At 61.0% G+C, this 12,564-nt stretch carries 12 protein-coding genes; 1 reads left to right on the forward strand and 11 read right to left on the reverse strand.

Going from position 1 to position 12,564, the window contains the following annotated elements:
* The 9 genes from B4F73_RS12675 to B4F73_RS12715 form a co-directional block, all read right to left on the reverse strand.
* On the reverse strand, positions 1-1,199 hold a 1,199-nt coding region (locus B4F73_RS12675; RefSeq protein WP_290481609.1), incomplete at its 3' end, for an amidase.
* A 53-nt stretch (positions 1,200-1,252) separates the two neighbouring features.
* Complete coding sequence (locus tag B4F73_RS12680; RefSeq protein ID WP_290483444.1) at positions 1,253-1,738, reverse strand: periplasmic heavy metal sensor; 486 nt, start codon at positions 1,736-1,738, stop codon at positions 1,253-1,255.
* The gene (locus B4F73_RS12685) at positions 1,735-2,178 is read right to left on the reverse strand and encodes a hypothetical protein (RefSeq protein WP_290483445.1); all 444 of its coding nucleotides are present in this window, start codon (positions 2,176-2,178) and stop codon (positions 1,735-1,737) included. The genes B4F73_RS12680 and B4F73_RS12685 overlap by 4 nt, the downstream gene beginning before the upstream one ends.
* Positions 2,175-2,717, reverse strand: coding sequence for an RNA polymerase sigma factor (locus B4F73_RS12690; RefSeq protein WP_034811218.1), 543 nt, complete (start codon positions 2,715-2,717; stop codon positions 2,175-2,177). The genes B4F73_RS12685 and B4F73_RS12690 overlap by 4 nt, the downstream gene beginning before the upstream one ends.
* Positions 2,718-2,816: 99 nt before the next feature.
* Positions 2,817-3,332: an EF-hand domain-containing protein gene (locus B4F73_RS12695; protein WP_034811216.1), complete on the reverse strand. Its 516-nt coding sequence runs from the start codon at positions 3,330-3,332 to the stop codon at positions 2,817-2,819.
* Positions 3,333-3,399: 67 nt separating this feature from the next.
* Positions 3,400-6,063 carry a bifunctional [glutamine synthetase] adenylyltransferase/[glutamine synthetase]-adenylyl-L-tyrosine phosphorylase gene (locus B4F73_RS12700; RefSeq protein WP_206991002.1) on the reverse strand — a complete coding sequence of 888 codons (2,664 nt, stop codon included), beginning with the start codon at positions 6,061-6,063 and terminating at the stop codon, positions 3,400-3,402.
* A gap of 7 nt (positions 6,064-6,070) precedes the next feature.
* Positions 6,071-7,471 carry a sensor histidine kinase gene (locus tag B4F73_RS12705; protein WP_034811214.1) on the reverse strand — a complete coding sequence of 467 codons (1,401 nt, stop codon included), beginning with the start codon at positions 7,469-7,471 and terminating at the stop codon, positions 6,071-6,073.
* A gap of 33 nt (positions 7,472-7,504) precedes the next feature.
* Positions 7,505-8,176 (reverse strand): response regulator transcription factor, encoded by a 672-nt coding sequence (locus tag B4F73_RS12710; protein WP_034811982.1) that lies wholly within the window; start codon positions 8,174-8,176, stop codon positions 7,505-7,507.
* Positions 8,177-8,212: 36 nt separating this feature from the next.
* Positions 8,213-9,745: a Do family serine endopeptidase gene (locus B4F73_RS12715; RefSeq protein WP_206991004.1), complete on the reverse strand. Its 1,533-nt coding sequence runs from the start codon at positions 9,743-9,745 to the stop codon at positions 8,213-8,215.
* 646 nt (positions 9,746-10,391) lie between these two features.
* Here B4F73_RS12715 and B4F73_RS12720 point away from each other — a divergent pair.
* The gene (locus B4F73_RS12720) at positions 10,392-10,949 is read left to right on the forward strand and encodes a prepilin peptidase (RefSeq protein WP_290483446.1); all 558 of its coding nucleotides are present in this window, start codon (positions 10,392-10,394) and stop codon (positions 10,947-10,949) included.
* On the opposite strand, the gene B4F73_RS12725 is transcribed toward B4F73_RS12720, so the two are convergent.
* Positions 10,946-11,362: a cytochrome c-type biogenesis protein gene (locus tag B4F73_RS12725; RefSeq protein ID WP_290483447.1), complete on the reverse strand. Its 417-nt coding sequence runs from the start codon at positions 11,360-11,362 to the stop codon at positions 10,946-10,948. The two genes, B4F73_RS12720 and B4F73_RS12725, sit on opposite strands and share 4 nt — an antisense overlap.
* Positions 11,359-12,564: heme lyase CcmF/NrfE family subunit (locus tag B4F73_RS12730; RefSeq protein ID WP_290483448.1), on the reverse strand; the 1,206-nt coding region annotated here is incomplete at its 5' end. The genes B4F73_RS12725 and B4F73_RS12730, both read right to left, overlap by 4 nt.

Below are 12,564 nucleotides of genomic sequence, written 5' to 3' on the forward strand. Positions count from 1 at the left end.
GAGGCCGTCAGTGCGAGCACACCCAATTTCTCTGGCGGGCGGAACAGGGTCGGCGTCAGGATCAGGTCGAGCTTCTGATCATCCAGGAAGCGTTCAAAAGTGATTGCCGCCGCATTGAACAAATTGTTCGCACGCGCCAGCTCCATCATCGGTACGGTCCGACCCAGATTGGCCATCGCAAACGTAATCGGCTCCAGCTCGTCCTCGCGCACGTCGCGGCCGAGCATCACCGAGCGCGCATCAATCGCGGCGGCGACATTGGCGGAGATGGTGAACAGCGCCGCCTTGCCCAACTCCTCCCCGTTCAGTACAGGCGCGGCTTCAACCACAGTGTGGCCGAGGCTTTCCAGCAGATGCCCCGTGGCCTTCAGACCCTCGGCTGCTTCGGGGCTCAATTCGGTGCCATTCGGCGCGGTACGCCAAAGTGCGATCTTCAGCGGCACAGGGTCTCGCGACACGGCCTCCAGGAAGGAGCCCTCCGGAGCTGGTGCCACATAGCGGCTGCCGGTCTCGCGGCCATGTGAGGCGTCCAGCAAGGCCGCATTGTCACGCACCGTGCGGCTGACGGCGTGAACCGTAGACATACCGTTCCAGCCTTCAGTCTGAAGGGGGCCCATCGGCGTGCGCCCGCGCGACGGCTTCATGCCAAACAGACCGGTGCAGGCGGCTGGAATGCGGATTGAGCCCCCACCATCACTCGCCTGCGCCAATGGCACGACGCCTGCCGCGACAGCCGCCGATGCCCCGCCCGACGAGCCACCCGATGTGCGCGTCACATCCCACGGATTGCGCGTCTGGCCATAGAGCGTGGACTCGGTGGTTGTGGTCAGGCCGAATTCGGGACTGGTCGTCTGGCCGAACATGACGAGCCCCGCCTTGCGATAGCGTTCTGTCAGCACCGAATCCTGCGACGAGACATGCCCCTTCCAGCTGACTGACCCATTGGTCAGAGGCGCGCCATCGATCATCACGGCGAGATCCTTGGTGATGAAAGGCACGCCGGCAAACGGCCCGTCAGTGGGCAAGTCTGCCAGCTGGGCTTCGGCAAGGTCGGGATAAAGGCTGGAAAAACAATTCAGTTCAGACTGCGCGGCATGGGCCCGCGACACTGCCTCGTCCAGCAATTCTTTTGAAGAGACTTCACCGGCGCGGACCAGTTCGGCCAACCCCATCGCATCAAACGCCGCATATTCCTTCATCCTGCCCTCCTGTTTCAAGGCAGTCTGGAGCGCCCGCGGTCAGAAGAAAACCCCTAGTCTTTGGGCGGGCGCGAATTCCGGCGATTGCGCCGGTCCCGTTCCGGCCCACGGGCCAACATGTCGGCCATGGCACGGCGCTGCTCTGGGGGAAGCGCTTCGAGCCGGGCAATCATCGCCTTATGCGTGGCCGCATGAACCGACCCCTCCGCCGCGCGCAGATCGGCAAATGCCGCGCGGACGGCCTCTGCATCGAAAGGATCCGCCTTCAGCGCGTCTGCCAATTGCGCACGCACTGCATTGCGCGCATCGCGTTCTGTTCGGGATTCGCGATAGGATTCCCGCATCAGGCCAAACATAGCCCGGCGTGTTTCAGTATCTATGTCTTGGGCCAACCGGGGCCGCTCTTCACGATGGCCACGATCAGGTATCTGGCGCACCAGCATGCCAACAACCAGCCCCAACAGGAGCAGGTTGAACAACAGGGAAATCGTCATCCAGAAAGAAATTCGGCGCGGCGCTCGGGCCGGGGTCTCATTCATTGCGTCGCCTCATCTTCCAGTACCAGTGTGTACGTATCAAATCCAAGCGCAGCATAAACTGCCGCTTCGGCCTGCTCGTCCTGCGTCGTGATCGGTTGGGCTACGCTCATACCGGCGAACACACCGACCGTCAGCGATGCCAACGCGCCTGCGGGAACCCAGACCGGCAACTTCCAGCCGGACTTGCGTGCAGGGGCCGCCTTTGGCGCAGACGCGATCAAGGCGTCGCGCAAACTCTCAGAGGTCACAACATCCGGGACCTCACCCAAAAGGGCATCAATCTCGCGGGCAGCGGCAATTGCACCAGAAAAATGTTCTGGATGCGCCTTCATGCGCGCACGGGCAGCCGCCCGCTCTTCCTCGGGAAACATGTGGGGATCGGCCCCATAGGTCTCGATCAGGGCCAGGATCCGGTCGTCTGAAATCAATTGTCCGCTCATGATGCGGCCCTCTCCAACAGGCTGGCGCGAAGCGTGCGTCGTGCACGTGCCAGCAAACTTTCCAGTGCCTCCACGCTGACATCCATGATGTCTGCGGCTTCGGCTTGAGAATGTCCCTGCAGGGCGCATAGCGTCAATGCTGCGGCCTGGCGTTCCGGCAAGTGGGAGATTGCATCTTCCACCGCACGGACCCGCTGGGACTGATCCAGCAATTCTGCCGGGGTCATGGCCGGATCAGTGCGCTCCGGCAGGTGTTCCATGGTCACTTCACGGCGCTTGCGCAGCCGATCGTAACAGAGATTCAGGGCAACCCGGTGCAGCCAGGTTGAGAATTTCGCACGCGGTTCCCATCCCGGCAGCGCCTTCCAGGCGCGGAGGAAGGTTTCCTGTGTCACGTCTTCAGCCTCTGAAGGGTCGCCGAGCATGCGCGTTGCCAAGGCAAGGACGCCGCTGCTGTAGCGGTCGACAAGGCTGGAGACAGCAGCGGGGTCGCCCGCTGCTGCTCGTGTGATCCGGTCGAGGTCTGAACTGAAAGCCAAGGCAGAGGACTTAACCGAAAACGGGCCGGAAGAACATCGTCATATCGCGGTAAATCACGTTGATACATCTCTGGCTTCCGGCCCATCGGGAGGTCGTCCTTATTCAGGCTGCGGGCCGTCGCCGCGCTTGTGCTTACCGCCGCGACGATCTTTCATCTTCGACTTCATGGCGTCCATTTCTTCCTTCGTCACAATGCCATCGCCATCGGCATCGACCTTGTCAAAGCCGGGACGTTCCTTGCTGGCAAACTCCTCGGCGCTGATCGTGCCGTTACCGTCAGTGTCCAGCTTCGCGAACATCTTGGCCTTGCGTTCCGCCATACGTTCAGCGCGCTTGGCTTCGTGATGCGCATCCAGTTCGGCTTGCGTCACGGCGCCATCGCCATTGGCGTCAACCTCTGCAAATCTCGCAGCGCGGTGCGCATCGATTTCTGCCTTGGAGAGGTCTCCATCGCCATTGGTATCGATTTCAGCAATCATGGCTTCCATATTGCCGCGTTGGCCATGATGTCCCTTGCCGCGATGACCGTCGCCCGGTTGGGCAATGGCGATCATTGGCAGGGCCAGGGCCGCAATGGCGGCGATCGAAGCGGTTGCAATCGTAGTACGTTTCATTGAGAAAACTCCGTTTGTTTTACTCACCCATCGCGTATTGAACGGGTTGGCCCGGAGTTTCCGTCGCTCAAAGCTGAAGTTTTTTCACCGCCAGCATGTGAATCTTTGATTTCACTGAGGAAATTTCTGCCTCAAGCGCGTCGAATGTCTCCATATCCACCGATCGACAGAGCCTGTCCTTCAAGCCTTCCGGTATGTGCCCGCCCGCCATTTCGCTGCCGAGCGCCAATCTGTGAACCTGCTGGAGCGACTGAAGAAAGGTGACTCCCTCTTCAAGTAACGTCCTTTCCGCCTCCGGAAGCGACGAGCAGGAAATCGCCTCGCGCGTATTGGAACGGATCGCATCCGGTTCGCCACGCAACAGCATGTCGCGCTGAACGACAAACTCGGCATCCACCAGACCGCCTTCGGCCGTCTTCAGGTCCCAAAGGCCTGTCCCCGGCTTCTCGCGATAGAGCCTCTGGCGCATGTCCGCCACGTCCTGTGAGATCGTACCATCCGTCTTGCCCGCGCGCGCGACGATAGCTTCGCAGGCGATCTTCATGATGCGATAGCAGAGCGCCTCGTCGCCCGTGACCGGTCGCAGGCGCGTAAGCGCCATATGCTCCCAGGTCCAGGCATCATGATTTTGGTAGCGCTCGAAAGCCGGCACGCTGACCGCAACGGGTCCGGCGCCGCCGGAAGGCCGCAATCGCATGTCGACTTCGTAGAGATCCCCCTCAGCTGTGGGAGCCGTCAAGGCCGTGATCAGGCGCTGCGTGAATCGCGTGTACCAGGTCTGCGCCACCATCGGGTCTGCGTCGTAGATCACGATAATGTCGAGATCGGACCCGGCCGTCAGTTCCCGCCCGCCCAGCTTACCCATGGCAAAGATGGCCCAACTGCCCGGCCGCGGACCATAGCGGTCCTCGGTTTCACACTCAGCGGCGCTGGCCATTTCCTGAATGGTCTCATCGGCAAGGTCTGACCAGTGCGCCCCGGCATCGCGCGCATTGATCAGGCCATGCAACAAGCGGTGCCCGATCAGGAAATTCTGTTCCCGGTGGTAGCGTCGCCACGCATCCAGCGCGCCATCGAAACTGACCGTGTCGTCAATCACCGGACGTGGCGGTTCCTGACGACTGACCAAGGCTTCCAACAGGTCGGGGCGGCGTGACAGAATCTGCGCAAGGCGCGGCGCGAGCGCGAGTGTGGATACCAGATCATCCAGCAGGGTCTGCTCCGCCAACAGCATGGACAGCGTCTGCACGCCAGAGGACATCCCTTCGAAGAAACGCGAGAACCAGCGAAACGCCTCATCAGGCTCACCCGTCTTGCCCATCGCTTCCAGCATGCTTGGCAGCAAGGCTGTCAGCAGTTCCCGGCCCCGGGCCGTGCGCGTTGCTGGCACGCGCCCCCGATGCCAGGACCGGATCGACTCAATGGCCGCGCTTGGGTTGCTGAAGCCCAGCGAAGCAAGCGTTTCAATCGTCCCCGGATCATCATCAACACCCGTGAAGACAAGATTGCCAAGCGGACTGGCGTCCAGTGCCCGGTCTTCATGAGCAAACAAACCGTCATAGTGCGCCTGAACGCAGCGGCGTGTGGCCTGCAAGTCCCGGTCGAATGAGGCAAGATCGGCATAGCCACAAAGCATGGCCACGTCCTTGCGGTCATCTTCGCCCGCCGGGACGGTATGGGTCTGCTCGTCGCGGCGCATCTGGACCCTGTGCTCCAGATTGCGCAAGGCGAGATAGGCCGTCTCCAATTCCTCGGCCGTGTTGCGTTCGACCACACCTGCACCCGTTAGCGCGGCGAGCGCGCCGAGCGTGGAATTATCGCGCAGTTCCGACTGTCGCCCACCAAGGATCAATTGTTGCGTCTGGGCAAAGAATTCGATCTCGCGAATACCGCCCGGCCCCAGCTTCACATCCGGCGAGACGGTCTCGAAATCGGCGCGCCCTACTTTGCTGTTGATCATCCGCTTGATGGCCTGGATGTCGCCAATCGCCCAATAGTCGAGATTACGGCGCCAGACAAAAGGCTGCAGGATTTTCAGGAAACGGTCCGCACTCGCATGGTCTCCGGCGGTCGGACGCGCCTTGATCCAGACCATCCGCTCCCAGTTCTGACCCACACTCTCATAGTAAAGGTCCGCCATCTTCGTTGAGACCGCCAGGGGCGTCGACGACGGATCGGGCCGCAATCGAAGGTCGGTTCGGAACACATAACCGTCACCCGTCGCTTCCTGCATCATGCGGACGAGGTCCCGTGCGATACGCTGTGCGGTCTCCCCGGCGGAAAAGTCACCGTCCATGAACACACCCGGCTCATAGAACACGCAGATATCGATATCGCTGGAATAGTTCAGCTCATACGCGCCCATTTTGCCAAGGGCGACCGCGAAGATGCCCGCGCCGCCAAGCTCCCGTTTGGCGAGAGACGCACGCAATACTGCTTCAAGGCACTCTTCGGCAAACTCGCTGAGCGCGCGCGTCACACCCATTACTGGCAACACGCCGGCCAGGTCTTCTGCTGCGAGCGATAGATGCAGTTGCGCCTTGGCCTTGCGCATGGTTGCCATGACATCGGCTTCGGGCAAATCGGCTGGAATATCCCTGACGGCCTGCAAGGCATCGCGCCAATGCCCGCGCACGCCCGTCTCATGCAGGCGCCGCAAATAGGGCGCCGCTGGCAGAGCCCGCTCCAGCGCGGCTTCGGCGGTATCTGCGATTGGCAGGATCGTCAGCATACGGGCATCACACTCTCGGCAGGCGCAGCGTGGCCTTCAGACCCGGCATGTCCGGATCGCCGCCCGCATCACTCAGGATCAAACTGCCGCCATGCATGTCTGCCACGGAATCGACGAGCGCGAGACCAAGGCCGGATCCAGGCTGAGTGCGCGCCGAATCCATACGCTGGAAGCGCTGTACGACGAGTTCGCGCGAGCCCTCCGGGACACCGGGGCCGGAATCCACAACAGTCATATCGACGGTGCCATTCGGGCCGCGCGTAATGGAGAATGTGATGGCACCGCCTTCGGGCGTGTACTTCACGGCATTGTCGAGCAAGTTCGACAAGGCCTGACCCACAAGGTCACGATCCGCAAGAATGGTAAGGTTGCGAGAAATCTGGCTCTTGAAGGAAAGTCCCGCTTCCTCGCAGGCCGGGTCGAAGAGTTCGGCCAGTTCTTCGCCGAGTTCCGACACGTCCATCCGTACACGCTCGCCTTCCGCGCCCGCTTCCAACCGCGCAAGGCGGAGGATTGCGTTGAACGTGCCGAGCACCCGGTCCACCTCCTCGACCGTCACTTCCAGAGTAGCCTCGGCGCTTTCGCGTGACATCGGTTCGGACAGGGCGATCTCCAGTCGATTGCGAAGGCGCGAGAGCGGCGAGCGCAGGTCATGCGCAATTGCGTTCCCGGTATGGCGCGTTGAATCCACCAGCTTCTCGATCTGGTCGAGCATGGCATTCAGCCGGGACGCCAGCCGGTCGAACTCGTCGCCAGATCCGCGCACGGGCGCGCGCCTGCCCAATTCCCCGCCCATCACGGCCTCGGCCGTCCGCGCGAGTTCATCTGCCCGTCGCGCGGCTCCGCGCGAAATCAGGATTCCCCCCAGCAATGAGAAGACCAACCCGATGGGAGCGGCAATGAAGATTGCGCGCTGTATGCGCCCCACAATCGCCGTCTGCTGTTCGGTGTCAAATGCCACCAGCAAAGCACCACCATTGTCACGCAGGCGCACGATACGACCTGCTGCCTGCCGCAGGATCTCGGTTCCGTCCGGCTCCTGCTGGCGGAACTCGAAATAAACGGTCTGCACGTCTGCTGCTGGCGGCGCCGTCGGCATCCGCCCGAAATGGCCCGCAATCTTTCGGCCCGAAGAGTCTTCAAGATAGTAGAAATAGGTAGAGCCGGTGCGCGTCATCCGCTCCAGAACGGACTGGCTGAGACGCTCCATTCCGCCTGTGAAATAGGCGTTTCCAAGCTGCTCGAATTCGAGATCCATCCGCCGCTCGCTCTCCGTGCGGATATAGTAGACCGTCGAATAATAGAGATAGACCAGCAACGCAGCCGAAAACGCCGCAAACATGGCGCTGTAGATCAGCGCCAGTTTGAACGTCGTCGTCTTCAGGAAGGTCGGCAGTGCGAGTCTCATGTGGTGCTAGGTGCCAGTCGCCTGCCCGGGCGTCTAGCCCTGCAGGCGATAGCCAGCCCCGCGCACCGTATGCAGAAGTGGCTCTTCGAATTCCTTGTCGATCTTCGCGCGCAGGCGCGAGATGTGGACGTCGATCACATTGGTCTGGGGGTCGAAATTATAATCCCACACCTTCTCCAGCAACATGGTACGCGTCACGACCTGTCCGGCATGGCGCATAAGATATTCCAGCAGACGGAACTCGCGCGGCTGGAGGTCGATCTTCTGCCCGGCCCGCGTCACTTTGCGGGTCAGCAGATTCATTTCAAGATCACCGGCTTTCAGGACCGTCACCTGTTGCTCCACCGGCAGGCGACGGCCGAGTGCCTCGACCCGTGCAGCAAGTTCGGCCGGAGCAAATGGCTTGGCGAGATAGTCATCCGCGCCAACCTTCAGCCCCTGCACCCGATTCTGGACATCGCCCAGAGCTGACAGGAAGAGGGTCGGCGTCTTGCCGCCCGCTTCCCGGTATTCCTTGACCAAGGTCAGGCCATCTTTTTCCGGCAGCATCCGGTCTACGACAAGCGCGTCGAATTCAGACGCCCGCGCCATGGCCAGGCCGCTATCACCATCGGTTGCCATGTCCACGCGGTGGCCCGCCTCGACCAGAACCTTCTCGATGAAGCTGGCCATTTCGATGTCATCTTCAATTACGAGAACATGCATGGTGTCTTCCTGAACCGTATCAAGCATCGGAATCTCCTATTCGGCGTCCGACAGGTCAATGGTGCGATAATTCGTGATCTGGCCAATACGGACTGCGATCAGAATTTTCGTGCGCTTGGCGTTCTTGGCGTCGGTAATTGCCTTGCGGAAGGCTTCGACGGATGTGGCCGGCTTGTTGTTCACTTCCAGGATGACCATGCCTTCCTGAATGCCGGCCTCTTCCATGACGCCGTCCTTGGTGATGCCCGACACGAGCAGGCCATTTTCGCCTTCACGCAAGCCAAGACGGGTGCGCAATTCGTCGTCCATCTTCTCGAACGTCGCGCCAACTTCCTTCACTTCCTTGCCGGTATCCGGCGCCGTCGTGGCTGACGAAGAAAGCGCCGGTTCGACGATCGCATTCGGATTGCTCGGACGCTCGCCAACGGTGACATTTAGGGTCTGCTTCTTGCCGCCGCGAATAATCTCGAACTTGTTCTGCGTATTGGCGATCAGTTTGCCGACCAGCCGCGTCGTCGATGTGGCATCGGTGACCTTGTCGCCATTTACGGACAGGATGATGTCGCCACGTGCGAGGCCGCCTTTTTCTGCCGGGCTGCCATTGGTGACATCGGCAATGATTGCACCTTTGGCATCCTTGATGCCTTGGGCCTCGGCCATATCATCTGTCAGGTCCTGGATGGCAACACCCAGCCAGCCGCGTGAGACCTTGCCGTCCTTGATCAGGGACTTGGTCACTTCACTGGCGAGCTCTGCCGGAATCGCAAAGCCGATCCCGACAGAACCGCCCGTCGGCGAAAAGATCGCCGTGTTCACACCAATCACATTGCCATTGAGGTCAAAGGTGGGGCCACCGGAATTGCCCCGGTTGATGGAGGCATCGATCTGGAGGAAATCTGTATAGGGGCTGTCCGGGCCAATCTCGCGGCCATCGGCTGACAAGATGCCCGCAGTGGCAGTGCCGCCAAGTCCAAATGGATTGCCAAGCGCGACCACCCAGTCGCCCTTGCGCATAGTGTGGGAGTCGCCAAAGCTGACGAAGCGATATTCGCCCGGCTCTGTAACACGCAGCACAGCCAGATCCGTTTGCGCATCGGTGCCGACCAGTTCGGCGTCGAGCTCTGTCCCGTCCTTCAGGACGACCTGAATGGCCGTAGCGCCCTCAACCACGTGATTGTTCGTAACGATGTAGCCATCCTTGGAGATGAAGAAGCCCGACCCAAGCGAGCGACCCTCGCGCGTTTCCGGTTCTTCTTCCTCTTCCTGACGGCGCTGTTCCATGAACTCATCCAGGCCAGGCATGCCGCGAAATTGTTCGAAGAATTCCTGCATGTCAGCCATACGGCCGACTTCGCGCTCGGTGGTGACGTTGACGCTGACCACGGCAGGCTCAACTTGTTCGATCAAATCGGCAAAACTGAGCGGCGCGCCCCGTGGCGCTTCAATCTGGATCGGCTGGGCACCCGCCTCCGGGCTGAAGATCTGTGGGGCGAGGGAGAAAGAGCCTACCATCGCCACGCCCACCAGCGCAGCTACCATGGCCTGTCTCGATATGCCGATTGTCTTCATTCCTGTCTCCAAGTCACTGAAAAATTTGCCTGTATTGGGCATGTGGGCCAGCATAAGCCTGCCACAAGCATTGTGGTCATTAAAAGACAGTAAGGCGATTTTCACGCGCCGGTAAGAAAATTGCCCCTGATTTCTCCTGGCTTGACGCGACAACCTCCGGTCGACTTGCCCCAACAGTGTGAATCTGAAGGTAACTCTACAGAAAGCTGTTTTTTAATGAAGTTTACGCAAGTCCGGTCAAAAGTCCCTTGTAAGCCAAGTATTTTGCGCTCATTCTATTTGCGGAACAAGGCTATGGGGCTTCGAGCGAAGATCAGGACATCCTCTCAACCGGCACATCGTGCCAGGCTGAGTGTTGGGTTGCCTGTCACTCTTCACGCGAGCTGCCCCGACCCCTTGCCGGCGTCGCACAGGCCCTTTTCAAGGTTCTGCGGCATTCGCCTCCGGAGGCAATGTGTCCCTGCCAGGACGTCATCTCCGGGCCATTGCAATCGTCAAGCGCGTCCCCACCCAGCTGACGAATGTTATGGAGCGGCGTCGGCATCCTTTCCCACAGTCTCACAGACAGGCTTCGACAAGCATTGATTTCTGGCCAAGCGAATGGTCTTCAACCAGATGCCCTCTGGTGGGGCAAAAGGACGAGCAGTTGCATAATAAGCTGACAATCATTCTGACCGGATTGGCCGGGTGCGCTCTACTGGCCAGCGGCATTTCCCTCGCGCCGCCTGGCACTTTGGCATTGACCCTCTGCCTCGGCGCCCTCCTGCTTGGGCTCAGTGTCATTGATATTCGCACATTGACCCTTCCCGATGCCCTGACGGCCTCAACAGTCCTGCTCGGCATCCTGATGGTCTGGCTGACCCGGCCTGAAGCCTGGCGGGCGCACCTGATCGGCGGACTGGTCGGCTATGGCATTCTGGTGATGGTGGAACTCGGCTATCGCCACTTGCGTGGCAAAGACGGACTCGGACGGGGCGACGCCAAACTGCTCGGCGCGCTTGGCGTATGGACTGGTTGGGCGGGCCTTGCCCCCATTATGCTCGTCGCGTCGGCCTCCGCACTGGTGGGCGTGATCGGACTGTCGGCGCTCGGAATCCGCAAGGTCGATGCCGATACGCCCATTCCATTCGGGCCGTTCATCGCGCTGGGCGGATGGGTTGTCTGGCTTGGCGGACGTTTCTTCCTGCCAACCGGACTCTACTAGGCGTCTTCTGGCTCGACGGAATCCACCTGCGCCCTGCGCGAGCGCGCAATCGCGATGCCGATGAACGCGCCAAACAGCAATAGCAAGAATGGCCCGCCCCATAGTAGCCAGCCCGCTACACCGTCCGCCCTCGGACGGAACAAGACAAACTCGCCATACCGGTCCTCGAACCAGCCGCGTACCTCTTCGTCACTCGCGCCATCCTCGATCATCACGCGTACCCGCGCGCGCATGTCTTCGGCAATTGGCGCGGCGGACTGGGAAATCGGTTCATTCTCGCAGGCGACACAGCGCAGCTCGCGCATCAGGGATTGCGCGCGGGCCTCCTGTTGCGGGTTATCCAGCGCAACATCTTCGGCCACAGCGAACCCGGCAAGCACCAGACTGATCAGGATTACAACGAACTGTTTCATGCTTTGCGCCTTGGCCACAGGCTGAAGGCACCGCCCAGCGCCATCAGGATCACGCCGAAATATAACAGGTCAATCATCGGATTATAGTAGACCCGGAAAACCCAGCGCGGCGCGCCATCCACCATGCGCTGCTCGCCCAGCGCTGCATAGAGATCGCCGGTGCCCGTCTTGTGGATCGCAGTTTCCGTGGTCGGCATTTGTGCCGCCGGATAATAGCGTTTCATGGGCGTCATGATCGCCTTGGCGCCGCCGCGCGTCGCGGTCAGCTGCGCCCGGTCGGCATACCAGTTCGGGCCTTCGATTGCGCGCACCTGATCAAGGGTCAGCGTCCAGCCGGCCACTGTGTCAGATCCGCCTTCTGCGAGCGCCACCGTCGTCTCATACCGTCCCGTGGTCTCGACCACCGCGCCGATCACAAACAGGCCGAGGCCCATATGGGCCAAAGTCATGCCCCAGACGCGCGGCGGCAGACGGAAGATGCGTCCCGGCGTGATCGCCCGGCGCTTCAATTCCCACAGTGCGCCAATCACCAGCCACGCACCCAGTGCAAGGCCAAGTGCTGCGCCGATCGAAATGTCCCAGAGGCCGACCCCCAAGGCGAGGAAGACCAGCGCCAGCGTGCCGCCAGCGATCGCCCATTTGGACCAGTTCTTCAAATCCGCCTTGCCCCAGGCCCAAGCCTGAACCACGGGCAATATGAGCAGCAACAGTGCCAGCATCGGCGTGAACGTCAGATTGAAATAGGGCTCGCCAACAGAAATCGTCCGGCCGGCTGCCTCTGCCATCAGCGGAAAAAGCGTTCCGAGCAACACGGTCAGCGCCGCAACGATCAGAACGATATTGTTCGCCATCAGCGCGCCTTCCCGGCTGAGCAACATCCACGGCTTCCCGCCCGGCAGTTTCGGTGCCCGCATGGCAAACAGCACCAGCGCAAAGCCGCCATAGGTCAGCAGGCCGAACAGCAAGAGCATGCCCCGCTCCGGGTCCACGGCAAAGGCGTGCACAGACGTGAGGATGCCCGAGCGCACGAGGAATGCGCCCATGATCGAGAACAGGAAGGCCAGCACCGCCAGCAGCGCCGACCAGGCCCCGAAGCCTTCGCGCTTCTCTGTCACGACAACCGAATGCAACAGCGCAGCCCCGATCAGCCACGGCATCAGCGAAGCATTTTCCACCGGGTCCCAGAACCACCAGCCGCCCCA

It is taken from the genome of Hyphomonas sp. UBA3601 (assembly GCF_002375605.1).
Lineage (GTDB): Bacteria > Pseudomonadota > Alphaproteobacteria > Caulobacterales > Hyphomonadaceae > Hyphomonas.

Coding starts and splice junctions, on each gene's coding strand:
- B4F73_RS12680 (WP_290483444.1), bottom strand. CDS start 1,738: ATGAATGAGACCCCGGCCCGAGCGCCGCGCCGAATTTCTTTCTGGATG.
- B4F73_RS12725 (WP_290483447.1), bottom strand. CDS start 11,362: ATGAAACAGTTCGTTGTAATCCTGATCAGTCTGGTGCTTGCCGGGTTC.
- B4F73_RS12715 (WP_206991004.1), bottom strand. CDS start 9,745: ATGAAGACAATCGGCATATCGAGACAGGCCATGGTAGCTGCGCTGGTG.
- B4F73_RS12710 (WP_034811982.1), bottom strand. CDS start 8,176: ATGCATGTTCTCGTAATTGAAGATGACATCGAAATGGCCAGCTTCATC.
- B4F73_RS12685 (WP_290483445.1), bottom strand. CDS start 2,178: ATGAGCGGACAATTGATTTCAGACGACCGGATCCTGGCCCTGATCGAG.
- B4F73_RS12705 (WP_034811214.1), bottom strand. CDS start 7,471: ATGAGACTCGCACTGCCGACCTTCCTGAAGACGACGACGTTCAAACTG.
- B4F73_RS12695 (WP_034811216.1), bottom strand. CDS start 3,332: ATGAAACGTACTACGATTGCAACCGCTTCGATCGCCGCCATTGCGGCC.
- B4F73_RS12700 (WP_206991002.1), bottom strand. CDS start 6,063: ATGCTGACGATCCTGCCAATCGCAGATACCGCCGAAGCCGCGCTGGAG.